The 23,822-nt window shown below is 64.3% G+C and carries 27 protein-coding genes; 15 read left to right on the top strand and 12 right to left on the bottom strand.

All coding sequences use genetic code 11. The features are described 5' to 3' along the window. Positions 1 to 15: 15 nt before the first annotated feature. Positions 16 to 1,785: an AAA family ATPase gene (locus GGC64_RS35420; protein WP_192726422.1), complete on the top strand. Its 1,770-nt coding sequence runs from the start codon at positions 16 to 18 to the stop codon at positions 1,783 to 1,785. A gap of 15 nt (positions 1,786 to 1,800) precedes the next feature. On the opposite strand, the gene GGC64_RS31175 is transcribed toward GGC64_RS35420, so the two are convergent. Next, complete coding sequence (locus GGC64_RS31175; RefSeq protein WP_192726421.1) at positions 1,801 to 2,529, bottom strand: hypothetical protein; 729 nt, start codon at positions 2,527 to 2,529, stop codon at positions 1,801 to 1,803. A gap of 241 nt (positions 2,530 to 2,770) precedes the next feature. Between GGC64_RS31175 and GGC64_RS31170 the strand changes: the two genes are divergently transcribed. The 4 genes from GGC64_RS31170 (at position 2,771) to GGC64_RS31155 (ending at position 5,859) form a co-directional block, all read left to right on the top strand. Beyond that, positions 2,771 to 3,421 carry a DUF1345 domain-containing protein gene (locus tag GGC64_RS31170; RefSeq protein ID WP_192726420.1) on the top strand — a complete coding sequence of 217 codons (651 nt, stop codon included), beginning with the start codon at positions 2,771 to 2,773 and terminating at the stop codon, positions 3,419 to 3,421. 136 nt (positions 3,422 to 3,557) lie between these two features. Continuing rightward, a complete protein-coding gene (locus tag GGC64_RS35105) occupies positions 3,558 to 3,686 on the top strand; it encodes a hypothetical protein (RefSeq protein ID WP_255528998.1) in 129 nt (42 codons plus the stop codon). A 77-nt stretch (positions 3,687 to 3,763) separates the two neighbouring features. After that, entirely contained in the window at positions 3,764 to 3,991 is a 228-nt protein-coding gene (locus tag GGC64_RS31165; protein WP_192726419.1) for a hypothetical protein, read from the top strand. 1,514 nt (positions 3,992 to 5,505) lie between these two features. Further along, a complete protein-coding gene (locus GGC64_RS31155; protein ID WP_192726417.1) occupies positions 5,506 to 5,859 on the top strand; it encodes a DUF732 domain-containing protein in 354 nt (117 codons plus the stop codon). 32 nt (positions 5,860 to 5,891) lie between these two features. Here GGC64_RS31155 and GGC64_RS31150 read toward each other — a convergent pair whose 3' ends face one another. Beyond that, positions 5,892 to 6,347, bottom strand: coding sequence for a hypothetical protein (locus GGC64_RS31150; RefSeq protein ID WP_225952657.1), 456 nt, complete (start codon positions 6,345 to 6,347; stop codon positions 5,892 to 5,894). 53 nt (positions 6,348 to 6,400) lie between these two features. Between GGC64_RS31150 and GGC64_RS31145 the strand changes: the two genes are divergently transcribed. Further along, a complete protein-coding gene (locus tag GGC64_RS31145) occupies positions 6,401 to 6,889 on the top strand; it encodes a hypothetical protein (RefSeq protein ID WP_192726416.1) in 489 nt (162 codons plus the stop codon). A gap of 37 nt (positions 6,890 to 6,926) precedes the next feature. On the opposite strand, the gene GGC64_RS31140 is transcribed toward GGC64_RS31145, so the two are convergent. The 6 genes from GGC64_RS31140 to GGC64_RS34920 form a co-directional block, all read right to left on the bottom strand. Then, positions 6,927 to 7,232 (bottom strand): hypothetical protein, encoded by a 306-nt coding sequence (locus GGC64_RS31140; protein ID WP_192726415.1) that lies wholly within the window; start codon positions 7,230 to 7,232, stop codon positions 6,927 to 6,929. A gap of 162 nt (positions 7,233 to 7,394) precedes the next feature. Further along, positions 7,395 to 7,793, bottom strand: a complete 399-nt coding sequence (locus GGC64_RS31135; RefSeq protein ID WP_192726414.1) for a DUF732 domain-containing protein — start codon at positions 7,791 to 7,793, stop codon at positions 7,395 to 7,397. A 234-nt stretch (positions 7,794 to 8,027) separates the two neighbouring features. After that, the gene (locus GGC64_RS31130) at positions 8,028 to 9,623 is read right to left on the bottom strand and encodes a serine/threonine-protein kinase (RefSeq protein WP_192726413.1); all 1,596 of its coding nucleotides are present in this window, start codon (positions 9,621 to 9,623) and stop codon (positions 8,028 to 8,030) included. Positions 9,624 to 9,727: 104 nt separating this feature from the next. Next, the gene (locus tag GGC64_RS31125) at positions 9,728 to 10,210 is read right to left on the bottom strand and encodes an anthrone oxygenase family protein (protein WP_192726412.1); all 483 of its coding nucleotides are present in this window, start codon (positions 10,208 to 10,210) and stop codon (positions 9,728 to 9,730) included. Between the two features lie 40 nt (positions 10,211 to 10,250). Further along, positions 10,251 to 10,751, bottom strand: coding sequence for a hypothetical protein (locus GGC64_RS31120; protein WP_192726411.1), 501 nt, complete (start codon positions 10,749 to 10,751; stop codon positions 10,251 to 10,253). Positions 10,752 to 10,863: 112 nt separating this feature from the next. Further along, positions 10,864 to 12,009, bottom strand: coding sequence for a hypothetical protein (locus tag GGC64_RS34920; RefSeq protein WP_225952656.1), 1,146 nt, complete (start codon positions 12,007 to 12,009; stop codon positions 10,864 to 10,866). Between the two features lie 148 nt (positions 12,010 to 12,157). On the opposite strand from GGC64_RS34920, the gene GGC64_RS31110 reads away from it, so the two are divergent. Both GGC64_RS31110 and GGC64_RS31105 read left to right on the top strand, forming a co-directional pair. Then, a complete protein-coding gene (locus GGC64_RS31110) occupies positions 12,158 to 12,643 on the top strand; it encodes a hypothetical protein (RefSeq protein ID WP_192726410.1) in 486 nt (161 codons plus the stop codon). A gap of 336 nt (positions 12,644 to 12,979) precedes the next feature. Beyond that, positions 12,980 to 13,480, top strand: a complete 501-nt coding sequence (locus GGC64_RS31105; protein ID WP_370582441.1) for a hypothetical protein — start codon at positions 12,980 to 12,982, stop codon at positions 13,478 to 13,480. Positions 13,481 to 13,626: 146 nt separating this feature from the next. Here GGC64_RS31105 and GGC64_RS34915 read toward each other — a convergent pair whose 3' ends face one another. Both GGC64_RS34915 and GGC64_RS34910 read right to left on the bottom strand, forming a co-directional pair. Next, the gene (locus GGC64_RS34915; protein ID WP_225952655.1) at positions 13,627 to 13,863 is read right to left on the bottom strand and encodes a hypothetical protein; all 237 of its coding nucleotides are present in this window, start codon (positions 13,861 to 13,863) and stop codon (positions 13,627 to 13,629) included. Positions 13,864 to 14,669: 806 nt separating this feature from the next. Beyond that, the gene (locus GGC64_RS34910; RefSeq protein WP_225952654.1) at positions 14,670 to 15,182 is read right to left on the bottom strand and encodes a hypothetical protein; all 513 of its coding nucleotides are present in this window, start codon (positions 15,180 to 15,182) and stop codon (positions 14,670 to 14,672) included. Position 15,183: 1 nt separating this feature from the next. Between GGC64_RS34910 and GGC64_RS34905 the strand changes: the two genes are divergently transcribed. The 6 genes from GGC64_RS34905 to GGC64_RS31080 all read left to right on the top strand — a co-directional run bounded on the left by GGC64_RS34905 (position 15,184) and on the right by GGC64_RS31080 (position 21,480). After that, positions 15,184 to 15,966, top strand: a complete 783-nt coding sequence (locus GGC64_RS34905; protein ID WP_225952653.1) for a hypothetical protein — start codon at positions 15,184 to 15,186, stop codon at positions 15,964 to 15,966. 92 nt (positions 15,967 to 16,058) lie between these two features. After that, a complete protein-coding gene (locus tag GGC64_RS35100; protein WP_255528997.1) occupies positions 16,059 to 16,187 on the top strand; it encodes a hypothetical protein in 129 nt (42 codons plus the stop codon). Positions 16,188 to 16,208: 21 nt separating this feature from the next. Beyond that, positions 16,209 to 17,504 carry a MinD/ParA family protein gene (locus tag GGC64_RS31095; protein WP_192726408.1) on the top strand — a complete coding sequence of 432 codons (1,296 nt, stop codon included), beginning with the start codon at positions 16,209 to 16,211 and terminating at the stop codon, positions 17,502 to 17,504. Positions 17,505 to 17,640: 136 nt separating this feature from the next. Further along, entirely contained in the window at positions 17,641 to 18,882 is a 1,242-nt protein-coding gene (locus GGC64_RS31090) for a hypothetical protein (protein WP_192726407.1), read from the top strand. A 61-nt stretch (positions 18,883 to 18,943) separates the two neighbouring features. Then, on the top strand, positions 18,944 to 20,908 hold the full coding sequence (locus tag GGC64_RS31085) for a serine/threonine-protein kinase (protein WP_192726406.1): 1,965 nt from the start codon (positions 18,944 to 18,946) through the stop codon (positions 20,906 to 20,908). A 116-nt stretch (positions 20,909 to 21,024) separates the two neighbouring features. Then, entirely contained in the window at positions 21,025 to 21,480 is a 456-nt protein-coding gene (locus tag GGC64_RS31080; RefSeq protein WP_192726405.1) for an Imm63 family immunity protein, read from the top strand. Between the two features lie 111 nt (positions 21,481 to 21,591). Here GGC64_RS31080 and GGC64_RS31075 read toward each other — a convergent pair whose 3' ends face one another. Beyond that, entirely contained in the window at positions 21,592 to 21,918 is a 327-nt protein-coding gene (locus GGC64_RS31075) for an SseB family protein (protein ID WP_192726404.1), read from the bottom strand. Between the two features lie 442 nt (positions 21,919 to 22,360). Beyond that, on the bottom strand, positions 22,361 to 22,906 hold the full coding sequence (locus tag GGC64_RS31070) for a hypothetical protein (protein ID WP_192726403.1): 546 nt from the start codon (positions 22,904 to 22,906) through the stop codon (positions 22,361 to 22,363). Positions 22,907 to 23,038: 132 nt separating this feature from the next. Here GGC64_RS31070 and GGC64_RS31065 point away from each other — a divergent pair, with 132 nt between their 5' ends. After that, a complete protein-coding gene (locus GGC64_RS31065) occupies positions 23,039 to 23,452 on the top strand; it encodes a hypothetical protein (RefSeq protein ID WP_192726402.1) in 414 nt (137 codons plus the stop codon). The last annotated feature ends 370 nt before the right edge of the window (positions 23,453 to 23,822 follow it).

The raw sequence follows: 23,822 nt of genomic DNA, 5'->3' as shown, positions 1-23,822 counted from the left end.
AAGGGCCGCGCAGACGTGAACTCGCCGACCGAACACCGCCGAGCGTTCGACGCGGCCATCACCCGCTTCCAGGGCGGCGACCGCGAAGGGGCGCTGGCCACGTTCGCCCGGATCACCGCCGAGAATCCGGCGATGTCGGACGCCTGGATGGGTCGGCTCGCGTGCGGGGACCACAGCCTGCCCGCGCTGGCCGGCGCCCATGAGAACTCTCGCGCCCTGTACCGCGAGAGCCGCCGTATCGGTCTGGAGGACGGCGCCCTGCAGGCGACCGTGGCCGCCCCGCTCTACGTTCCGTTGGTTGCGTGGTCACGCGGGACGATCGCGCTGGCGTATGCCAGCGCGTTGATCACCGCGGACCGCTACGCCGAGGCCGAGGCGGTGCTGAGCGACGCGGCGCTGGTGGAAGACACCCAGGCCGCGCAGTTGCGCCAGTTCGTGCTCGCCGCGCTGTATCACCTCACCGCGCGCTGGACCGATGTGCGCGCCGTCACCGAGGTCGCTCCGCCGCGGACCGCCACCTATACCAACCGCGAGATCGCCGCGGCGACTACCGCTTTGCGCGCGGCCGCACTGGCCAGCCTCGGTGCGCTGGCGCCTGCGTTGGAGCTTGCCGAGACGATCGACACACCCAACCAGTTGATCACCGCCGACACCGCGCTGACGAAAGGCTGGTGTCTGCGTGAGCTGGGCCGAGAGGACGATGCGCAGGCCGCATTTCGCACCGCCGTCGTCGACGGCCAACTCATCAAGCAGGCCCGCGACGCGCTGGACAATCCGCACTACCGCATCGTGGTGACCGATCCGGAGTCGATCGCCAGCCGCACCGACAAATGGGATCCTGCCACGCAGGTCAATCCCGACCAGCGCGCCGAAGCCGAACTCGCCTCCCACCGCCAGGAAGTCTTGACGTTGGCGCAGGGCCGCATCGAGGAGCTCGTCGGGCTCGAGGCCGCCAAGGAGCAGATCGCGGTGTGGCGCACCGAGATTCAGATCGAGCAGCTGATGGCCGCCCAGGGTCAGCCCGTCGAGTCGGCCAACGAGAACCACATGGTGTTCCTCGGCCCGCCGGGCACCGCCAAAACGACCTTCGCGCGGGTGGTCGGCGAGGTGCTCTTCGGGCTGGGCAAGATCGCGCGCCCCGACGTCAAAGAGGTCACAGAAGAGGACATCGTCGTCGGATACGTGTCGCAGACCGCCACCCGGATGAAGGAGGTGTGCGAAGAGGCCCGCGGCGGCGTGCTTTTCATCGACGAGGCCTACCGGCTGGTGCCCAAGACCGAGGGCCACTCCTTCGGGCTGGATGCGATCAACACCCTGCTGAAATACATGGAGGACTTCCGCGACGAACTCGTGGTGATCGTGGCCGGCTATCCCGAGGAGATGAAGGCGTTCCTGAAGGCCAATGTCGGTCTGGCGTCACGGTTTCATTTCACCTTGACGTTCACCAGTTATGCGCCCGAGGAGATCGTGGCGATCGGGCAGCAGATGGCGGCCAGGGAACGGTTGGTGGTCAGTCCGCAGGCGTGGTCATTGTTGCGTGACGAGGCCGCGCGGCTGCGCGCAATGCGTTCTGGCAGCGGCACATTGCTCGACGTGGCCGGCAACGGGCGTTACGCCCGCAAGGTCGTGGCCGCCTGCAAGCGCGAACGCGCCCGGCGCCTGCACAAGCTGGCCCCGGCACCCCAGCAGCTCGAGGAATTGGTGCGCACCGATCCGACTGTTTTGCACGTACATGTTGAGGACATGGCGCGGGCGTTGGCCGAGTCCGGTCCGGCGATGGACTGAGGGCGGGCGGGCCGCTTAATCGTCTTTGTCGTCGTACCAGTCCGTTGCGCCATGCTCGAGGAAGGCGTCCATGATCGTCCAGATGTCACGTTCGCGTGACATGGACCCTTCGAACCAGTACCAGCCCTCGGTGTTGTCCGGGTCTTCGCCGAGCACTGCGCAAACGCGGCCCGAGCCGCCGTTGTTGTGTATCAGGACCACTTGGCTCCAGTCGGGTTGTTCGGCGGGCGCCGCGATCGGCGGACTGCTCCAGGCGCTGTTGAACATCTCGAACGGCCAACTCGGGTCGTGGTAGGTGCTCACCAGATCCATGAAGGCAATCGGCAGCATGCCACCCATGAGCGGTGAGTCCAGCTCGTCGTGCAGCCTGGTGTGGAACGCAAGGACGTCTTTCGGCAGCAGTCGAAGATGCTGCGGCACATCACCGATCGGTACCGGCGGCGTACCTAACCACGGGCAATATGCGCGGTCACCGAAATGCCCTGCGAGCAAGTAGATCAACACCGGGACGCCCAGTTGTCGACCAAGGAACAGATCGGTGCTGGCAGCGCGGAACCGCGTAGTGACTTTGGGAAGGCGCCCGGGCAAGACTCGCTCCCACTCGTCGATCATGAGACCCACACCGTCGCGGCCGCCGACGGCGACGGCATCCAGCCACAGCTGCGGCACCGCCGCATGCTCCCGGTCCGTTAGATCGTCCGGATGAATGAAGGTGACCGGCCGGTGGTTCGCCGGTGTTCTCACGCATAGGTCCTGAACAACCTGGTCCGGCACTGCGGGTCGTTCCACGCTAGCCATTGTGCCCGCCGACCTCAGACCTCTCCTCGGCTCGATGTCGGCTGTGAGGAACCTGTCGATTGTGGCTACCCGCGTTCGGGTATTCGGCCCTGACAGGAATCACCGGGCGCAGGAGATGCACTGATGTTGGTACAAGGACTAGTCCGGTGAGAGCCGGTCCAGTCGGTTTCATCGCTGAGCCCGCCTGATGTCATCACGGTTGCTCGGGGCCGACGCACTTGCCGCCACTCGGTTGGCGGTGGCTGCGGCAGCCGGGGTGGCGGTTGCACTACTAGTCGCTTTTGTCGTCGAGGTGAGGTACGCACCAGTAGCAGGCTGGATCACGGCTTCGGCGGTCTATCTGGTTTGGACCTGGACTGCCGTCGGGCGCATGACACCGGAGCAAACCGCGTCGCATGCGACGGGCGAAGACCCCACTCGAGCCGCCACGGGCACGATCATGGTCGTGGCGAGCATCGCGAGCTTGGCCGGCGTCGGCTACGTGTTGCTGGCTGGGTCCGCTCACGGCGGCGAAGCCGAGGCAGCGGCGGCGGTCGGGATCGCCAGCGTCATCGCGGCGTGGCTGATCGTGCACACGGTGTTCGCGTTGCGCTATGCGCGGCTCTACTACTTAATGCCCACCGGCGGAGTCGATTTCAACCAGGACGATCCGCCTGCATATGTGGATTTCGCCTACCTCGCCTTCACCATCGGCATGACTTATCAAGTCTCTGACACCGATCTGCAAACCCCTGGCATGCGCGCGACAGCGCTGCGCCAGGCGTTGCTGTCCTACGTGCTCGGCGCCGTGGTCCTGGCGACCACGATCAACTTGATCGCAGGATTGGGCACTCACTGATCTGTCCGGCAGGCTGCGCCGCTGCGGCCTGGCCCGCCGTATACGCCCGCGACCGTGCTGACTTGCTTGATCGATGGATGTTTTTGCGCCCGAACGTCGCTGTCCGACAACGATTCGCGAGCCGCGGGAGCTAGGTATGATCGACGCCGCCCCGGTGTGCAGTCGATCGTCGCCGCCCACCCAACCGGCGGTCACCGAACGGCATGTCGTCACGGACAACACCGGCGCCAAACCGCCGACGCGGTCACTGCTGTGCTCGGGGTGATCGATCGTGTAAACGATGTGCAATTAGGTTGCCGCGCAGGGTTCTCGGGCTCGATCGGTGCCTATAATGATAGTCGATTGTTGTTGTCAGCCGATCCGCCGTCGCGTGACGGGCTACGCACCACTTTTCAGGGGTTGCTGAATCTCGCGCTCGCCCGCGGACGCGGTGCGCCGACCCGCTGCGGTCTAGGTCCGGGCACCGTCGCCGCCGTCGACGCCGTCGCATACGACCACCCAGACGCCGACGCGGACTGCATCACGGCGGCCTACGACGCTTTTCACCGGGAGCACGAAGCAACTGGTTGAACTCCGTTCCGCGCCGCCTACTCATCGCCGGTGGGAGGCGCCGGAGTACGTATTGGCTGATCGCTGGGCGAGTCTGGTCGGCATGGTCCAAGGGATGACTCAAGCAACCTGAAGCTTCGATCCGTCGAGCATCCGATATGCGCCCGAATGCCGAGAGAGCAATCGGTCGTCGCTGTTCGCCGAAATCATCGCAAATCCACCATGCACTACCAGGAAGCCGCACCACTCAGCCATTGGCGGGAATTGATGTGAACGACCCGAGGTTCCGGAACCGACTCCACCAAACGACAGCCGCACTGGTCGCACTTCGTTGAGAATCCCGCCAGCCGTCCGGCAGACAATGGATGCTGTCCTGCGCGATGAGACTCCGATCGGGAGACGCCGTGATGGCTGTGCCTTTTCGTTCGTCTGTCACTGCAGGTTTGGCCGTCGCCGGGGCGGGTTTATGGCTAGCCCCAATGCACGGCCCCGCGACGCCACCGAACGCCTCAGCGGTGCGGTTGACTGCGGTGAAATCGGCATTGCCGGCACCCTTGTCGCCGCCGAACGACTCGTGGGTGGGTCCGTTCTGCTACCTGTCGGGGGCCTCTGAAGTCGAGGCCGACGTCGCCCGACGTCGCCCAAGCTGGCGGCCACGCTGCTGGGGCCGGCTGCGGCGCCGACGGGCATCCGAATGCAGGGTTGTTAATCGGCAACGGCTTTCAGGGCGCACCGGGTCCGGCCGGCGGTAGGGGCGTGCTCGGTAACGGCGGGGCGGGCATCGCCCAGTCAACAATGGCGCGGGTGGTAGCGGCGGCAATGTGGGGTATTTCGGTGTGGGCGCGGCTGGCGGCAAAGGTGCCGCCGCCACGGTCGCGGGCCAGTCCGACGGCAACGGTGGTGATGGGGAAGCGGCGGCCTGCTCTTCGCTATGGGGGTGCCGGCGGCGCCGGCGGGATCGGCGATCTTCTCCACGGTCTGCAGGTGATGCTTCGCTCGCCTCGCTCCAGGGAGCTGAACCGTCCGGTGGCCGCAGGCGCATCCAGGAACCACCTCGCGTTATTGGTCGTTTGCTGCCATGGCTCGAAGACGATGATTATGGTGGCGTTTACACAAGAGTTGCGCTCGGGCCACCCGAGCACAGGGACTTGCAAGTAGAGGGAATGGATGTCGACTGCACTCCGAGCTTGTATTAGCCCGCTGATCATTTCGGTCGGCTTCGCAGCGGGTGCCCTTCCAGCCGCCTCCGCGGATCCGTATGGCAACACCCCAGCCGAACGGCAATATCTGGCTGATGCCGGTCAGTACCTATTGTTGCCTCGACCCACCGACGTCTTCATCCTTGAACTCGGACACCAGGCGTGCCAGGTGCGGCGGAGCGGCGGCTCGTCCGACGATGCAAAAGCAGCCATTTGGAAAACCTGGGACGCCTCGGGTATGCGGCCTGCGGTAGGTGCCGAAGTTGGCTCTCTTGTTCACGTGGCTGTCGACGATCTGTGCCCAGAAGTGGGATATCCCTGATGCGCCGAGCGCTCGTGACTGCACTCTTGACGCCTTTAGTGACAATGCCGGTCGGTGCACTGATCGCCGCTCCGCTCGCGCACGCCTGCACCGACAGCGACGACGTCAACACCCTCTGCGTAAACGAGCAGGCGTTCGTTAACGACCTCGCAGCGGTGGGCATCACGCCGACGGATTCCCCGAGAGTCATGGTCAACCGGGGCCAGACCCTTTGTGGTCAGCTCGCCAGCGGCACGTCGCGCAGTGTTGTCATCCAACGCGTCTACGGCGGCACACCGATGAGCATCGACCAGGCGCGGGCAATCGTTGCAGCAGCAGAGAACCACCTCTGCAACTTCGCTGCTGTCGGCATCATGCCCAACCCTTGAGAATTGTGGCTACCCGGCGGACCGTATTTCGTCTAATTGACGAACCGCCATTTCCCGCAGCCGTTGGTCATGAACACCAAGCGGTGGTCGCCATTAATCATCCCGTCCCACGAGCTGACGTCACCGTCGGGCTGGATATTCACCCGAACCGTCTCACCGGGGGCGGCTGTGCCGTCGTCGAGGATCAGCCCCGGTCGGTAACGAGCGACGGACCGAATCGACCACTGACAGTTGCCGGTCGCAGTCGCCTCGTAGACACCCCAGTCCTTCCCATCCATCCCGCCCATCTCGTGGGTGCCATTGCCGGGAATCGTCGCGTGATCGTCCGCCGGAGGCGCAGCTGGCGCGGCTTGTCCTCCTGTCGTCGCGCCGCTGGAGGAGTCATCCTGGCTAGACACCGCCACCATCACAGCAACGCAGCCTCCGACCAGGAAGAAACCGCCCACCAATACGACGCCGCAACCGATACCTTTCTTCACCACCCCCATGCTCGGGGATGGTAGCTAACCCGTCAGCACGCGACGTGCCACTAGGAGGGGAAATGCGAAACCGTATGGCGGTCGCGGCTCTGATTGCGATGGTCGGTCTCTTTGCGGCCTGTGGCGGTGGCGAGTCATCCAAGGCGACGAACAGCACCGCCGCGACCACGACAGTTCAAATCGTCTCGCCGACGAGGACGATGGAGACCACCGCTGAGATTCGGCCCGCACCGAGCGATGCACAGGTCAAGGAGGCGTTCGAGTCATACATCAACGAACGAGCAACTAGTGGTGTCATGTTGGCTCAGTCGGTCACCTCGGTGGCGGTGAGTGGCGGCATAGTGACTGTCACCGTCGACGCGAAGCCAGTCGTCCTAGAACTGAGCCCGTTCGACAACCTGGCCAAGATGTTCGGGACTCCGGTGGCTTTCAACGACGACGAAGGTGTGTGGCTCCGCCAGACTGTTCAGCGAGTTGATGTGGTCGATGCCGCAGGAAAGTCGCTGGGCTCAATGACGGCTGCAGAACTGAACAAGATGGGAGCTGGTTAACCGCCGCTTACCGCCTCGGCGGCGGACCTGAAGCGGACTACGGAGCCATCTCCAGGCAGACGTCCATGTAGACAGCACGAGCGACCTGCTCGGCGGTCGCGAGGCCAATCTGGTAATCATCGGCGATGCCATACGCCGACGGGCCCTTGCACACCGCTTCTGCTGCCAGAGTTACCGGGATGCCGCGACTATCGACGAGGTAGCCCAGATCGTGGTTCCTCAGCGCATCGACGTATGGCTGCCCCCAATCGAACCCGCCCTCGCAACACTCCGCCTGTGCACTCGGAGCCACGCACAATGCAACACCAACACCGGCCAGCGTAGCGATCAAGCACGTCTTCATGATCGTCCCTCCCTAGTGGTATTGCGGGCGCCTCGGCCAATCCCGGATCTTCCGACTTCGTTGATCACATAGCGGAATAGACCGACTGGCAGCTGGTACAGACTTGCCACCCACGGCGCGCGACTCGCTATATGGGTGCTCATGCGCACGCCATTGCCACAACTAGGGCCGACAGCCTTCGTCAGTGCTCGCGCACGGGAACGGATCAAGACCCCCGCTTCCGATGGTGGTATCGCGGCAGTAGCCATACTGAGCAGCCGAAATCGCCGTAATCGCAGCTTGGCGCGCCGCAGGGGAAGGTGTCGCCGCTTGCCGTTGCATCAATAAATCTGGTTCGTCGTAGATCCGAACACCTGATCTGAGGTCGTCGCAAATCTGGTGGCCTGACTGAATGAGCTTTGCGAGCTGAGCATCTGAGTACTGGGCCCGGTCGAAGCCGATCTGACGTTGAAGAAATCCGAAATAAAGGTCGTCTTCGTATGTAGCGTTTGCTGGGGCCGCTGCTATAAGCGCCGCTATTGAAAGGCCGAACAGAGCCGCCGAGAATGCACGCTTCATCATATGGCCCCCTTTTAAGTAGCCTCATTCTCTCGCTTACGAGCGTAGTGGGGGTGCGGAGCTTCCGATAGCTTCGTAACACCACCGTCGCGCCCTACGGCTGAACAAGTTTCGACATAACGGGAATCGCGACCGGAACGGAATACAACACCGAGGCGTGTGCCATGGCGACTACTACGACCAGGATGTCCAGATAGGCCGAGTCGAACTAAAAAGCGGTTCTGATCTGGAGAGGCCTCAGGAATGGGTGGTCCACCATGCATACAATTGCTCGAGCGTTGGACCCGGCGCAGCGTTTTGCACCACATTGAGCAACAGTTGTGCGTCATTGGTCCACGCGACCAGCGGCTGGCCGTTGCGAATGCCGCAGAACAGCGTCCCTACGGGCACCGTTGGGTTGGCGTTGTGCCGCCAAGGCCCCGGAGATTGTATGTTCCCAGGGCAGTTGACGGTTGACGCGCTGTGGACGACCGCGTCGAAGTCCGCCCGCAACGTTTCGGGGTCGCGCGCCAGCGTGTAGGTCGCAGACGTCGGTCCGCCGGACTCGAGATTGGCTCCGCAGGACAACACCGCTTGCGCCCCCGCGGGCGTGCTCGCCGGGATGCACCTGCCCGGTGGATACCCAAGGGGCAGCATGAGTTTGAGTCGGGCTTGAGCCTCGTTGTTAAGTGGTATCGGTTCTGGGGTGGCCGACCTCTCCGTTGTCGGGGGTGAAGATCGCGGTAACCAGACCACAACGCTCACGACGGCCGCCAGGAGCGCCATCGCGCCGATCGCTACGACGACCAGACGTGGCGAGACACACCGCGCGGGTTTGGGATTGATGACCGGAACGCTGAGCTGATGGGGCGGATTTGCCGCCTGGCGGTGATCTCGCTTCCCAACGGACTGGGGAGGCGGAGCTGCCGATCGCACCGTGTCGCTGCGAGTACGACGGTGGCGAGGACTCAGCGTTGGGTCGCTGCTGAGTGTGAGCGCGGTTAGCCGAGGCGCGGATCCGCGGATGGCGTCCGTTGCTGCGTTGGCGAATTCCCGCGCGGAGGTGAACCGCTTCGCCGGGTCTTTGGCAAGGGCTTTGCCGATCACCTGATCCAGTTGCGTTGGCGCCCAAGTTAAATGGTCGGACACCCGCGGCGGCGCCGCTTCGAGGTGCGCTCGGGCCGTGGCAGACTCGCCTCTGGCCTGATAAAACGGCTGCTTGCCGGTGAGCAACCGAAACAGCGTGCAGCCAAGCGAGTACAGGTCGGCCCGACCGTCGACGGGGTCACCGGCGATGACCTCGGGGGCGGCGTAGGCCAGGGTCGCGGTGAGGAGTCCTTCGACGGGTGTATCGCTGTCGCCGATGGTTCGCGCCCCGCCGAAGTCACTGAGTAGGACGTGGTCTTTATCGCCGAAGTCATTGTCGAGAAGGAAATTCGCGGGTTTCACGTCGTGGTGAACGACGTTGCGATCGTGCGCGTAGTCCAGCGCCTTGGCGACCTCCCGGACGATGTGAATGGCCCGGTTCGGGGTCATCGTCCCGTCCCGCAGCGCCCGCTCGGCGTCGGTGCCCTCGACATATTGCATGGCGATCCACAGGTGGCCGGCGTCCGTCTCGCCGCGGCCGTAGACCGACACGATGTTGGGGTGGAACAGCATCGAGGCGATGTCGGCCTCCCGCAGGAAGCGTTCCCTGAAGCCGGGATCGCGCGAGAGCTCCGCGCTGAGCACTTTCAGCGCGTCGCGCCGCGGATGGGCCGGATGCTTGGCCAGGTACACGACGCCCATGCCGCCCGTGCCGAGCGCCCGTTCAATGCGGTATCCCGCGACCACGGAGCCGACGCCAAGAGGCATGGCCCCAGCATTACCTATCGGTGACGTCAATTGCCAACGATGCGCACGGTGTCGTGGGTGGCTGGATCGGCGGGTCGCGCGACGGCGCCGAGGCCGTCAGCCGACTAGGGCTGCGGGCGTGGTGCCGATTGCGCCGACACCTCAACCCGCCGCACCAGAATCTCGGTCGCGGCGAGCAGTCCCAGACGCACGCAGTTGCCCCAGTGCCAGCGCGAAATCAACTGGCCACGCTGTTCCTTGGCGGTTTTCCCACGCAGCAGCGGCACATTGATCGACGCGATCAGATAGGCGCTGACACCGAGAGCAGCGCCGAGCGTCGCGCTTGCCGCGGTGATTTTGCGCCGGTCACCGCCGTTCCGCCACGACCTTGCGAGCACAGCTGCAGTTCCGCCGACCGCTGCCGGTCCGATGGGCGCGAAGTAGCGGACAGGGCTGCCGACGCCCAAGATTCCGTCCTGCCGATCGGCGCTCGCGATCAACTCCGGAACACCCACGGCGGCTTCATAGGCATTGCCGAAGAACCACGCGGCGCGCCCGAACCGCGCGATCGCGGCCGTAGTCGGGAACTCCGTGCCGTCCTCCGTCATGACCGAGAGGATACGACCGCTGTTGCCCGACGGGTATGCGTCAGTAGTTGCACAGTGAGTCGGCGTGGTCGGCACCGACGATCGGATTACCCGAGAAGGAGAACACGACCTGATCGGGTGGGGAGTGGTGTGTGGGGTCGTAGATGGCGACTTCGTCGTAGCCCCCCGGGCTGGGTTCGATCTTGGCTTCGACGCCGTGCACCCGCGCGAGGTCGGTCACGACGTCGGGGTTGCTGACATGACCGCCGTCCCATCGGATGGAGCGCGCAAACGCCGGCTGCACGACATCGATGCAGTGTCGTTGTGCGTCGGCTCTGGGGTCATGTGTCACTACTTTCACCAACACGACGGTGCCGATCACCGCCGACGCCAACCCAACGATCAGGCAGCTCGCCGTGCTCACTCCGCTGTACAGACCTGACGGGCTGAGGCGCTCGCGGAACTTCCAGCCCTGCTGGGCGTAGAACACGAGTCCAGGCCGGAACGCGAGGAAGATGAAAAGTGCCGCCACGATGTACATGACGATGGCCAGGCCGAGCACGATCGCAACAGTAGCTGTTCAGCGGATCGGCGCCAGCCTGGATCGTTGTGACAAACAAGGATTCGGGCGAACCGCCGTGCTACTCGGTCTGGGCTACAGCGGCGCTATGGCCTCAGTGCATCGACCGCCAGAGGCGTCGCAGCGAGTTGCGGTGCGCGCTATCAGACTTGGTTGTGCGATGTTGCCCTCGTTCGTCGCTGGAGAACCGGCGACCAAGCGTCCATTCCTCACTGCGGGTGGGTTCGCTGTTGACGAGCCAGCGAATCTGAGCGTCTGCCAATCCTGCTAGGTTGCCGTCGCCGTCATGGCTGGCCAGCACGACATTGCCGCGGAGCAGCGGCACAGTATGTGCGTCGAATCGTGTTGTAGCCAACAATAACTCGGTAGCTGTGCGATTGACTGACCGGTGGATGCCGCGCAGCGCCGGCGTCAGCCAGAAGTCGATTGTGCAGTCGGTGCTGGTGAGAGATTCCAGGCAGTCTTCCTGGACGAGGTCGGCTATGTCGGAAACGCTGTCGAGCTCGACCTGGTAAAGGTCGCCGTTCTCGCAGGCGTGAAGCGTCTGGAACAAGGTGGGCTTCCGATCGTGGTGCGCTAGAGGTGATTCTACGGAGCACGCCGTCATGCGAGCGATGCGCTTTGTCGACGAGGTTGACTCGAGCGAGGAAAGGTCTCGCGAAGCGAACCCGGGAGATGGGCGCTGGGTCGCCGCATCATCCTGACGGGCTGTCGACAACCCGAAGGGCAGATGGACAACACCATCGCGGAGTCCCGGATGATCTGCAGGTGGTCCACGCGCCCACAGACATTCGACTAACACGGATGCGGTGCTGCTGGCTCGTAGACTCCGCTGGATGGCGTCATATTGGGCGCGGAGAATTCCGGCGGTGGTCAGCGAATCTAAGATCAGCATTTGCTTCTTCGCACTCGCCACCGCGTGCATCGGCGCGAAATACTTGGTGGTCAACCCCAACCCAGTCGGCGTCGGGACGGTGTTGCGCCTGGGGTGCGCGTGTGGGGCGGTGCTGGTAGTCGTGTGGGTGACCGCTCGACTGGACCACTGCAGCGACTGTGCCCGGCTGGCCGGATACGCTGCGAGCCTGCTTGCCACATACGGCTTTGCACCATTGATGGCCCTCAAAATGTGGATGGTGCAAGCGGATTGCGCGGCCAGCAGCGCCGCAGTAACGGGTTCAAGCTTAGAGCTGCTGAGCCGTGTGATCGATGCGAGTATCGCCGCAGCGCTGTTGGCGGCCATTGCCCTATGGCCGCGATCGGCGGAACAGAACGAAGGACACCTTGGCCCCAGGCGGTGGTCCGTGCTGGTCCTCACCTACTGCGCCTATTCTGTCGCGAGGTTCCTCACTTCGGTTTTTCAGCATGCGGTGGCGCTGAGCCCGCGATGTATGAATACGACCGCGGCGGCGCTCTCAATCGCGAACCTCGCACCGATTGCACTCATTTCGGGGTTTCAGGAGGAGTTGGCGTTCACCGGCATCGCGTTGGCGCTGCTATTGGGGGCGCGGTTACGCGTATTGCTGGCAGCAGCGCTGCTGAATGTCATCGTGCGGGGAGCCGAACACCTCTATTACGCGGGTCATTCCACGGTGCTGCTGTGGCTGACATGGGTGGCGATTTGGTCGGGTGGCTCCCTAATGTTCGGATTCTGGCTGGGCCAGCGCGCCCTCGCGCACGGCATGAGTAGGGCGGCATTCGCAGGCGTTTTTGCCGTGGCGGCCGCTGTCGCGCACTCCACGCTCAACTTTGGTCCGATTGTGCTCGCCGTCATGCTGCTGCTCGTCCTCGCCGGTCTGATTGCGAACCGGAACTGGTTCTGGTCCCGATTCGGGTGGGTGCTTGACGGACCCGACGTCACGCCAACCCGACAATGAAGCCTGCGCCGTGGGAACTATGAGCAGACTGCGCTCACGCGACTTGATTCCGTCAACGCTGAGCGTAGGTCTCAACGCGCTGTCTTGTTCCGCTGATCTAGACGTAGCCCTCGACGGGCGGCGGCGCTATCCGACCTGGCACCTTGTGCAATCAGGACAATGACGACGCGTGTGGCCAATTTTGCCGCAAGGACCTCTCCGCTCGTGACTTACGCTGGGTAAATGCACCCTCAGCAGGGCGGTGGAATGAGCCCGCCTCAGCAGCCGTGGGCATCGCCGCCTCACCGGCCCGTCAGCGGTCCGCCACAACGGCCTCGTTTTTCTTGGCTGGCGCTGGTGGCCACGGTAATCGCGGTGGCGGCACTGGTGGTGGGAGTCATCGGCCTGTTCCGGCCGACTTCCGGTTCTGCACCTGCATCGGCGCCCACGACATCGTCAACATCGGCGGGGGCGCCGACACCATCAGCGAACACTTCGGCGGCTGACAAGTCGCTGTGCACTGCCATCGCACCGCTGATGGCGGAGAGTGACCGGACAACGAATGCTTGGCGGGCGACGGGTGACCCCGGGACGCCCGCACGGGACGCAGCACTGCCGAAATATCAATCAGATACCGAGGGTTGGGCGCAACGTACCCAGGACGTGCTCGACGGACATCAAAATGCGGACCCGTTCTTCAAGCGAACTCTCCAACGCTTCATCGACGACCAGATCCTATTAGTGCGAAATCTGAAGCCTGGGCCGTTGACTCCCTATAACGACGAGGCGTATCAGGACGGGACCACAGCGTATGAAGGTCCTATTTCCGTGTGCGCCAAGCTGGGCATTACGTGGTAGCGACGACCGCCCCAGCGGGCATGCCAACGCGTAAATACTCGGCGATGATCGTCGGGGGGCTCTGGCCGCTGACTGAACCCGAAACATTCCACGCCGCTTCGGAAGTACAACACAGCGAAGGTGTTAAGCGACTTCAGGCAGCCGACTCAGTCCGAAGCGATGCGAGGCAAGTCGCAAACGAGCAGTCCGGGCAATTTGTTGATGGGTTTTGCAACTGGTGCTACGACTTCGCCGCCACGTGCACCGAGCAGGCCGACAGGTATTTCGCGATGGCTCGGACGTCCGAGGAAGCGGGACGGCTGCTCTATGGACTGCGTGCCGACCTGGATGAAATCGATCAAACGGCTCATGAGGAGATCGCGCGCATCGAGCAGCAGCCGCATGGGCTTGGTCAGTCCTTGCTGATGTGGTCGCAGATCGAGCAGGTGTTGGCGACTGCGCGGGCTGCCGCCATGGCGAAATCGGCCACTGCTAGTGGCACGATGGCACAGCTGGCAACCCATGTCACAACCCTTGGCACACAGTTGAATTCAGGCCAAAGCCGCGGAACCGAACGACCTGGGAGCGACGATTCCGACCCCGTGAACCCTGAGCTTCGTGAGCTTGTGAACGAGGGTCGCGGGATAGGGGGTGGACGCGGCCCAGGCGGTATGCCTCTCTCGCCGCCACCAACGGACGATACTTCGACCGAACCGAAGCCTTCGAGCTCGGGCTCACGTCGTGGCGAGGATGGGAGTGTGCAACCAGTCGGCAATGGAACTCGCGGCGACTCCGGAGCCAGGCGCGGCGATAACGCTGGGCCGCCCAGCACGAGCGGCGAGCCAGGTGCTGCGGATGCCTCGGGGGTGATTGGCACAGACGGTCCGAAGACTTCCGGTGACGCGCGAGGTGGCGGTCTCGGTCGACCTTCTCCCGGTGTGCTCCCTCCGCTTTCCCGCAATACCCCGAGCGTGCCGGCCTCGCCTATCAGCAGTCCGTCTGGTGGCGGCATGCAGTTGCCTTCCGCGCCAAGCGGTATGACTGGCGGTCTGCCCACGCAGGGGATGACGTCGCCGATGTCTGGTGGTCTGCCGACCAACGCCGCCGGCGGTATGGCGCCACCTCCAACACCAGCAGCAGAACTTTCTCGCGGTTTCAACGCCGGGTTTGGGGCCTCGGGGGGTCCGGCGGCTCCGCTGATGCCGCCGGTTCAAAGCCCGCCGCCCACAGCGGGTGGCGGTGCACCCAGTGGCGGATTCGCTTCCGGACCCGCGCCGGTGTCAGCGGCGTCAGGTGCCCCTGCGGTCACTGGGCCGCCGACCCCGGTGTCGGCACCGACATCGCCTCCGACCGGCCCCGGCGGAGCCGGCGTTCCCGCCGGTCCGGTCGGGCCGCTACCGCCGTTCGGATCGGACATCCCGAGCGCGCCAGCAACGTCGAGCCCCGTCAGCCCAGCGGCCGGCGGCCCGAGCGGAAGCCCTGCGGCCAGCGGTATTTCGTCGTCGTCGGCTCCGGTCGCCCCCCTTCCCCCGGGTGTGGTCGGGTCAGGTGTCGGAGCTTCTGCCGGTGCCGCGAGCGAGGGTATCCGCTCGTCACTTCCCGATCCGCTGCTCGAGTCGGCCGAGCAGATCGTGTACCAGCTGCTCCACGCCTCGCGGCTGTACTTGTTCCTGGACTGGTGCGTCGGGATGTTCCGGACCCGCTCAGGGGTCGAAACGATCATCGTGAGCAGCGAAGGCACCGGCTATATCCCGCAGGGTGTCTTCGTGCCGCGTGCGGCCCGAATGTTGTTCTCTGATCCCACATTGGGTCCGCGGTTCGCCTCGCGCTGGTTCAGTTGGGCCAATCCGGCAGAGACCATGGTGGCGTTCGCGGAGTTGGTGACGACCAACAATCCCAACGTTGAATTATGGGCGCTGGCGGTTTCCACTGACCACGGTGGCTCGTCGGCACCGGCCCGTGAAGCCGGGGTCCCGCATTTCGCCGAGTGTTCAGTCAACTCGGCAGCGGCGATCCGCGACGACGCCCCCGCGATGGCCCTCGACAGCCAGCATCTGCACCGGCTGGAAACCCTCGACCACGCCGAATACACGCGGCTGATCGGTCTGGGAGACGGCCGCCGCCCCGATCAGTCCGAGGCGTGGCGCACGACGCTGACCGCGGCCGATACGACGATGCGCCGGGCGGGCGAACTCCTGGACTTCGTTGTGCCACCAGTGGTTCGGGAAGTCATCGACCTGCTCGGCAAGGGCGTGCGGGTGCCGCCCGACCGTTGGGTGAACCTTCAGTCGGCCATGCTGGAGGCGGTGGGCACGGGTGCGGCGCTGCGTCCCGGCCGGATGGCCGGTGATATGCCCGCCTCCGCGCATGCGCGCTCCTATCACGATCTGGCACGCCTGATGGAGATGCTGCTGCTGTGGAACCTCGATGAGACCGATAACGAGATCAAGTATCCCGAACTTGCTTATCTGGCAAGACAAATCGAGTTATCTGCGGCTACGGAGTGAACCCAGCCGCGGCAGATATGCCGGGACGGTGGAGGGATGCGCAAGATTCAGGCAGGTTTAGTCACCGCAGGGGTTGTGCTCGTGGTCACCGAGTGGCTGATCGTGAGCCACTCGATCACTTGGTTGTTGACAGCGGTGCTGCCGCAATGACAGAACTGTTCGGAACCTTTGACCTCGTCATCAACACCTGGGCGGAGAAGGTCGGAGACGCCGACTTCTAGGCGAAGACCGGGGATAGCACTGTGGAACACGACAATTCGCGATGGGTGACGGCCGCGCAGCAGCAAGCGCAGAAACCTGTCGCCGGACACGGTTGGCGGCGGTGGCTCTGGCAGGCCACGCGCATCAATGTCGGCCCGTCCCCAGACGAGCTGCACGACAGCGCGCTTTACGGCCGGGTCCGGCGGCCCGCACCTGACGGGCACCAGATCGGCGTCATCGGTTTGAAGGGCGGTGTCGGGCGGACCACAGTGACCGCCGCGCTGGGGTCGGCCTTCAGCGAAATTCGACGTGACCGGATCCTGGCTATCGACGTCGACCCAAACGCCGGCAACCTCGCTGACCGCACCGCGCGCCACTCGCCGGCAACCGTCGAACACCTGTTGCACGACGCGAATGTGGTGCGCTACCACGACATCCGCGCCTACACCCAGATGACCGGCGCCGGTTTGGAGGTGCTGGCCGCCCCCGACTACGGCGGCGCCCGCCGAGAATTCGGCGCCGAGGATTGGCGCGCAATCACCCGCATCGTCGGCCCCTACTACAACCTCATCCTGGCCGACGTCGGCAAAGGCCTGCACAACCCGGCCACGCGTGCGGTGCTGTCGACGATCTCCAGCGCTGTGATCGTCTGCAGCGCCACCGCCGACGGGGCACGGCAGGCCGCGGTCACGATGAACTGGTTGGGGCAGAACGGATATCACCATCTGGCCCGACGATCCTGTGTGGTGATCAACCACCTGGTGCCCGTCAAGCCCCAGATCGACGTCACCGATCTGGGGCGCCAATACGAGCAGTTCGTGGGCCATGGCCGCGTTGTGCTCATCCCGTGGGACGCGCACATCGCAGCCGGCAACGAGATCCATATGGACCTGGTGAGCCGTCGATTCCGGCGCGCGATCACCGAGCTGGCCGCCGCACTCTCCGACGACTTCTCAACGCTCGCGGGCCCTGTCGCGGCCGCGCCAACCGCGCCACCGCAGCGCCAGCCGGCACGCTATGCCGACGCGACAGCGGTGGCCGGCGCAGCTGATCACGGAATCGATGCGAGCGAGGCAGTGACGCTTTACCTCAAACACAGTCCCGGGAAGAACGACGCAGAATTCGACGCACACTACGGGCCAGACCGAGCCGAGACCGCCAGAACAATGGTCCGGTCACTTCTCCACGAAGCAATGCGGGTGGAGCCTGACTGGAACCGGATGACCCTCGGGCAGGCCGGCGACTACGTCAAAGCTGTAATGCACCAGCGTCATCCCGAGCTGTCCGACCAAGCGCTCACTGCGATCGGCAACTCCTACACCTATTCGATGCGCTGAATCTGAGCCCCCTGGCGCCGTGCTCACTGAGGTTTCCGAGTCACTGCACCGGCCACGGCCCCTGGATGCCTTTCTCGCCGGGCTTGCGTCGTGAGTGGTTTCCGTTGGTTTCTGTCTCTCACGGTAGGTTGCTGACATGCGCAGTGTCCGTGACACACCGACACGGAGCCGATCAGACCAGTTCCTCACGGCGTCTGCGGCGCTGGCGGCCACGGCCATGCTGGTGGCCTCCTGCAGCACCGCGATCAACGGCGAGGCTGTCAAGGCCGCAGGCGGCCCCCCTCCCGGGCAGATCGACGTCGCGTTACTCGACGTCGGCAATTACCCGACCAAACCGCGGCCACTGGGCACTGCCGGAAACCCCGAACTCGGCGCCATCGTCGAAGGTCAACGACTGGCCAACTACGTCACCGGCCCCTGGGAAGTCGACCCGGCCCTCATCGGCGGCTCCGCCAACGGCGCCCTGGTCATCAAGAACGCCGGCGCCGTGAAATTTGTGCTCCCCGAATCCCTGGCCGCCCCTGCCGCCCGACACAACTTCATCACCGGGTACTACACCGCGCGAGAAGACACCGACCATAAGGAACTCGACAACGCGGTCCTTCGTTTCGCCGACCCCGCCTCAGCAGCCGACGCCGCCAGGGAAATCGGCGACGCCGCCGCCGTCGAGCCCGTCGTGAATCCGCCAGTAACACCGGTGCCAATACCCGGCCACCCCGAGACCGCCGGCTTCAGTCAGACGTTCACCGAATCCGCCAAGAATCTGCAGTGGACGCAGGTACGGGCGTTCACCGCTCATGGGCCCTTCGTCTTGGTGATGTCCGCCCAGGCCACCGACAACATCGACACCGCGGTTGGGCTGATCGCCAAGGCCCTTGACCTGCAGGTGCCGCTGATCGACCAATTCACACCCACCGACCCGGCCAAACTCGCCGAACTGCCCATCGACCCGACCGGGCTACTGGCCCGCACCGTGCCGATAAGTCCCGCCGCGGCCAGCGTCAACCAGCTCGCGGTGTACCAACGACGCGGAGCCCTGCAGCTTCAGACCGACCCCACCCGCAGCTCCAAGCTGTTCAACGACACGGACATGAACCAGATGGCCAACGCAGCGACCTCCGTCTATGAAGCCCGCGACGCCCAAGCGGCCCAAGGGATTACCGACGGATTCTTCGCCGAAGCGTCGGCGACCGGCAAGCCGGCCGCGCCGGTCAAACAGATGCCGAACAGCCGCTGCCTGGACATCTCCCAAGGCAAGGTCGCCAGCTTCTACTGTTTGGCAACCGCCGATCGCTACGCCATCGAAGCCCAAGCCGCCCAACTGCATGATGCGCAGCAGAAGACCGCGGCCCAGTACGCGCTGCTGATGGCCCGATGACGCCACCAGTTCGATTACCGGACTGCTTGGCATGGCCGGGGCCCTGCGAGGTCGGGCGGCCATGGCGCTAGAGGTCGGAAGCGTGTTCGCCGGCTACACCATCGAGGGAAAAGTTGGTTCCGGCGGCATGGGTGTCGTCTACCGTGCCCGTCACCCCAACTTGCCGCGCAGCGTGGCCATCAAGGTCCTGTCGGAGGAGCTTTCTGGTGACGACGAGATCCGGCGCCGATTCCTCAACGAAGCCGAGCTTGCGAGCAGCCTCGAACATCCCGGCATCGTCACTGTCCACGATCGCGGCGAAACCGATGGGCGGCTATGGATCTCGATGCAGTACGTCGACGGCAGCGACGCCGAGAAGGAAATCAAGAACGGCCGGATGACTCCGCAACGCGCGGTGCGCATCATCGGCGAAGTGGCCGCCGCCCTGGATTACGCACACCGCCGCCACATCCTGCACCGCGACGTCAAGCCTGCCAACTTCCTGCTCAGCGCCGACGACGAGCGAATTTATCTGGCCGACTTCGGCATTGCCCGCGTGCGCAACCCCAGCGCTGCCCGGCTCACCCAGGCCGGCAACGTGATCGCCAGTCTGCCCTACACCTCGCCGGAAAGCCTCAAACCAACGGCCGCCGTCGATCACCGCTCTGACATCTACTCGCTGGGCGGTGCGCTGTATCACCTGCTGACCGGCAAGATACCGTTCTTCCGTTCCGCCGAAGGCGGTCCCGGCGGCCTAGCCGCCGCCCATCTGTTCGAGCCACCGCCACGAGTCACCGAACAAGCTCCCGCACTGCCAGCAGCCATCGACGCCGTCGTCGGCAAAGCGATGGCTAAGGACCCCAACGAGCGCTACGATACCGCCCGCGACCTCGCGGCCGCGGCAACACAAGCCCTATCCGCGGCACCCGACCCGCCGACCCGTACCCAGCCGTGGCAACCCACGCCGCCCCCTCAACCGAACCCGGCGACCACCCAGATCACCTACCCGACTGGACGTTTCAGCAGACCCAGTCCCGCTCCTGCACCGTTTAGCCCGCCCAGCTTCATGCCGCCGCCCACGAAACCCCGTCGGCTGCGCCGCCGCGCGGTGATCATCGCCGCTGTGCTGCTGGTCATCGCCACGGTGGCCGGCGGGGCAGCGGTCCTGTGGCTCGGGGGCCCGGATCAGCCGACGTACCAAGCGCAAACCTTCACCCACGTTCATGGCAACACGGAGATCACCGCAGCGCCGATGCGGGTCGCCGCGCTGGGACCTGGTGACGCTGACGCGGTGCTGTCCCTCGGCGTGCAACCCGTCGCGCTCACCGCCCCGAGCGGACAACTCCCAAGCTGGCAGAAGTCAGCGGTCACGGGCAACCCCGCGGTGCTCTCGGTGATCGACACCGCTGCGGTGGCTGCGGCCAAACCCGATCTCATCATCGCCACGGGCGGACTGACCGACGACACCTATGGCAAGCTCGCCGCGATCGCCAAAACCATCACCCGCCCAACAGAACACGCCACTGAGGGCTGGACCTGGCAGAACCAGCTCACCTGGATCGGCCGCATCCTGGGCCGTCAACCCAAGGCAGAAGAGCTGCTCAACTCGGTGCGCTCACGGCAAGGCGACCTGAGCAACCAGAACCTCAGCTTCAGCGGCAAATCCGTTGAGGCAGTAACGCTTTCCGACACCGGCGTGTCCGAAGTACTCACCCCGTCCTTCGCGAGCGATTACCTGGAGTCGTTGGGGTTCCGCTACAACGCCGGCCTCGTCCGCAACCCAGTCGCCGCCGGTAGCACCCAGCCCATCGCCGACCTCAACCAGATCTACCAAATCCAAACTGACACACTGCTAATCATCCGCACCGACTCTGCGGCCGGCCAAGGCGGCTACGCCGGACTACCCAAACCCCTCGCCGCCTACTCCGGACACATGGTGATCATCGACGAGCCCGACACCGTCGCCGCCCTCATGGATGAACCAGGGGGCTACCTCGCCACCAAGTACCTCGACGACCACGTAGTCAGCCAGCTCGCGGCGCCGTAGTCGCCGCCAGACCACCAGCGCGTACGCATCCCGCGAGGCGGTCTGTGCTCCAAGCGACTTCATGACGGCAATAATTCGTGTCAATTTCGTGGCTCCCGCGCGGCTAGAGTCAGCAGATGGGTGACGACAAGGCGGCGCACCTGCAGTCGGAGATTATCCGGCTCGCTGCGACACTCAACGCGGAGCCGCTGAAAGTGGGCGTCATTTTGAAGGACGACAACGTGAACATTTTCATCGACCCTGAGGGCAGGTATCACTACAGCTACTGGGAGCGCGGACGCGAACGTTTCGACCGTGTCGGCGGGATCGACGACGTCCTTTACTGGTTCGCCGAGGGTGTAACTGCCAGCATCGGCAGCGGGTACGCCGCCGAGCATTGTGCCGAAAACGAGAATCACCGCAAGGTGATGTGGGCCAAACAATATGAGCTGCTCAGCCGGCTTAACCCTCGCTGGGGCGCGCGCTGCGTACGCGACCTCGCAGATAAGTTGCGAGCGTGGGGGTTTGGCGAAGACGTCGAGCTGCTGCCAGACATCCCTGAACGCAACGGACCGCACCCGTCAAGCTCCTGATAGGAGCCGCAGCAGCCCGGGCCAGCTACATGCGCGGGACGGCTGGCGGATTGGCGTGTCGTCTTGGGCGGCGAACGGGTTGCCGCGGTCAGCCTTGCCAGCCAGTGTCCGTCACACGTCAGGCATGATCTCGACCGGATGTTCGCTCCAAGGTTCAATGACAATCCCCGTGCCTTTCAACAGCTCAATTGAGCGGATGGTGTCCATCACCGCCTCTACGTCTCCGGAGAGGACTATGTACCCGGCGCGGTTCATCCGCTCGAAGCACTCCTTCATCGACTCCACGCTACGAAAAACCGGAAAGTATCGAACACCGTCGCGTTCAAGCAGAAAGGGCTTTTGCTTGCCGTCTCTTGTGTCGCCAAAAGGGGTGGAGTAGAACACCTTGGCGTCGTCGGCGGCTGGTTGTGACTTCTTCTTCTTTGCGAATAGACCCACGGTGTCTCCTTTGTGGCGGGCGTGTCGGCTCGGTCGACAACTTGATCGGCCGCGGTACCACTTGTCGCTCTCGCCACGGGGGAAATCCTCGGCGGCCTGGTACAGCGCGGCGTCATCGTGGCGATCGGTGATACGGGCCAACCAGCCGGCATCACTCCGTCATGGTCGAGCTGCGCTGACCCTCGTCGTTGGGCCTCGGTCAGCGCCGCCTCAAAGGTATCCAACCCGGCGGCCTCGGCGGCCAACAACACCACCCCGTCGGACTTGAAGCCCGAAAGGAGTTCTATACGGATGGTGTTCATGCGTCTCCAACTGCGCGTTTGCCTGCGTGATCTAACTGTTCCACGTTCCTTGCGGTGCTTCATATTTCAGCGGATAACCTACGTATTGGCGATCACCGCCGACGGGACCGATCTGACGGCGGAGGACGGCGGCGCCAGACTTACTCCCATATCTCGCCGTAGTACTTGGGACAGATGCAGTGGCGGTTGTCGACGGGCGGATCTATGATCTCGGTCGCCAGTTGTGACAGCCGCTGCTCGATGTCAAGCGCTGCTTGCAGCGTGGGCTGGGTGACCTCGAACGGGTTATCCGTGTCGTGCAGCGAAATCCTCAGTCGCCCTGCAGAAGCCCATGCAAAGGCTTTATGCCCGGCGATATGCACGTGGGCAGGTTGGGCGAGGGTGGGGAAGCGGTCGATGCGCGCCGGGAAGGCCGCATACTGAGTGGCTGTGTATCGGGCACCTGGTTGTGGCCGTGGCGCGCCTGGGGGGATTGTGGTGGGCGTGATACCAAGGACGGTGAACAGGGTGCGCAGTGCGGGCTCGGTCTCCGCACGCAGCACGACGCGCAGGTTGTCGCCGTCGTTGGCGTGGCCGCCGACGGCGCGGCAGAACCGGAAGTACCGCAGGCGCAATGCCCAGTCGTGAAGCTCTGCGGCTGAGTGGGTTTGGTAGAGCCAACGGCGCCACCGCTCATCGTCGGACACTGTTCAATGGTAAAGGCCGTCGCAGTACGTACTGGACACCAATTGGGCACCCTGCAATCATCGACGCGCAGTGTGCGCAGCGGGCGGCGGCAAACCCCGCAGACCACAGTGGTGACTCTGCAAGGGAGGTCAATGGCTGAGGTTCCAGTGACTGGCGCGATAGCGCAGTACCGCGGGAAGCGGATTCGGATCGTATTCAGTGGTGACGACTGGGTCGCATTGCGCGCAAAAGCGGGGCCCGAGGTGCCCGACGGATTCCAGTCCGGCGAGTCCTCTGTGGGACAGGGTCATTACGAACCCTGGGTGAAAGTCCCCACGTCTGCCCTCGACGGTGTTGTTGCTGTCCGTGTCAGCGGAACACTCGGTGGACACACTGTGTCCCTTCAGCACCAGTTGCCAGACGGTCGAATCGTGGTCTGGTTTATTGGTTCTCCCGCTGTGGCACGCGAAATCGGATTAACGGGCGACCAGCACATGGGGTGGACCGGCGTCATCGACCCTGAAGAGTTGAAAGACATTCGTGTCGAGGAAATCCGCCGTGACTGAGTGGCCGGTGCTGCGGAAGCTACTCACGCTCGGAGGGCCGCTACGGTAGGCGCTATGTCCAGCGAGATCACTGTGCGCGGGTCTTTCACCGCATCCGAGCCACCCCAGCGCGCGACCGTACACGCCGTCATGCGCCTCGATGGAGACCGCATGGACGATGTCTACCAGCGAGCTGGCGGTGACTATCTCGTTGCGTCGTCAGGTTCGGCCCGTCACCCGTCCCGTACGGTGCGGCGGGATCACATCCGGTGCACCCCATCGCCCCATACAGGGGCGGCCAGGTGTCGCACAGTCAACTAATCCGCTGAGCCGACCCATCGGCAGCGAGTCTGCGCATTACCACCCTGCTTCCCTTTGGGGCTGAACCTCG

Origin of the sequence: Mycobacterium sp. OAS707 (assembly GCF_014873705.1) — a bacterium.
GTDB lineage: Bacteria > Actinomycetota > Actinomycetes > Mycobacteriales > Mycobacteriaceae > Mycobacterium.
The sequence above is the reverse complement of the archived record's forward strand: the minus strand, read 5'-3'. Positions and strand labels throughout refer to the sequence as shown.

What these genes read in the sequence shown, in the direction of transcription:
- GGC64_RS31170 (WP_192726420.1), top strand. Translation starts at nt 2,771, where the DNA reads ATGTCATCACGGTTGCTCGGGGCCGACGCACTTGCCGCCACTCGGTTG.
- GGC64_RS35105 (WP_255528998.1), top strand. Translation starts at nt 3,558, where the DNA reads ATGATCGACGCCGCCCCGGTGTGCAGTCGATCGTCGCCGCCCACCCAA.
- GGC64_RS31150 (WP_225952657.1), bottom strand. Translation starts at nt 6,347, where the DNA reads ATGGGGGTGGTGAAGAAAGGTATCGGTTGCGGCGTCGTATTGGTGGGC.
- GGC64_RS31145 (WP_192726416.1), top strand. Translation starts at nt 6,401, where the DNA reads ATGCGAAACCGTATGGCGGTCGCGGCTCTGATTGCGATGGTCGGTCTC.
- GGC64_RS31140 (WP_192726415.1), bottom strand. Translation starts at nt 7,232, where the DNA reads ATGAAGACGTGCTTGATCGCTACGCTGGCCGGTGTTGGTGTTGCATTG.
- GGC64_RS31135 (WP_192726414.1), bottom strand. Translation starts at nt 7,793, where the DNA reads ATGATGAAGCGTGCATTCTCGGCGGCTCTGTTCGGCCTTTCAATAGCG.
- GGC64_RS31130 (WP_192726413.1), bottom strand. Translation starts at nt 9,623, where the DNA reads ATGCCTCTTGGCGTCGGCTCCGTGGTCGCGGGATACCGCATTGAACGG.
- GGC64_RS31125 (WP_192726412.1), bottom strand. Translation starts at nt 10,210, where the DNA reads ATGACGGAGGACGGCACGGAGTTCCCGACTACGGCCGCGATCGCGCGG.
- GGC64_RS34920 (WP_225952656.1), bottom strand. Translation starts at nt 12,009, where the DNA reads ATGGCCGCCAACAGCGCTGCGGCGATACTCGCATCGATCACACGGCTC.
- GGC64_RS31110 (WP_192726410.1), top strand. Translation starts at nt 12,158, where the DNA reads ATGAATACGACCGCGGCGGCGCTCTCAATCGCGAACCTCGCACCGATT.
- GGC64_RS34915 (WP_225952655.1), bottom strand. Translation starts at nt 13,863, where the DNA reads ATGCGGCTGCTGCTCGATGCGCGCGATCTCCTCATGAGCCGTTTGATC.
- GGC64_RS34910 (WP_225952654.1), bottom strand. Translation starts at nt 15,182, where the DNA reads ATGATCGTTTCGACCCCTGAGCGGGTCCGGAACATCCCGACGCACCAG.
- GGC64_RS31090 (WP_192726407.1), top strand. Translation starts at nt 17,641, where the DNA reads ATGCGCAGTGTCCGTGACACACCGACACGGAGCCGATCAGACCAGTTC.
- GGC64_RS31085 (WP_192726406.1), top strand. Translation starts at nt 18,944, where the DNA reads ATGGCGCTAGAGGTCGGAAGCGTGTTCGCCGGCTACACCATCGAGGGA.
- GGC64_RS31080 (WP_192726405.1), top strand. Translation starts at nt 21,025, where the DNA reads ATGGGTGACGACAAGGCGGCGCACCTGCAGTCGGAGATTATCCGGCTC.
- GGC64_RS31065 (WP_192726402.1), top strand. Translation starts at nt 23,039, where the DNA reads ATGGCTGAGGTTCCAGTGACTGGCGCGATAGCGCAGTACCGCGGGAAG.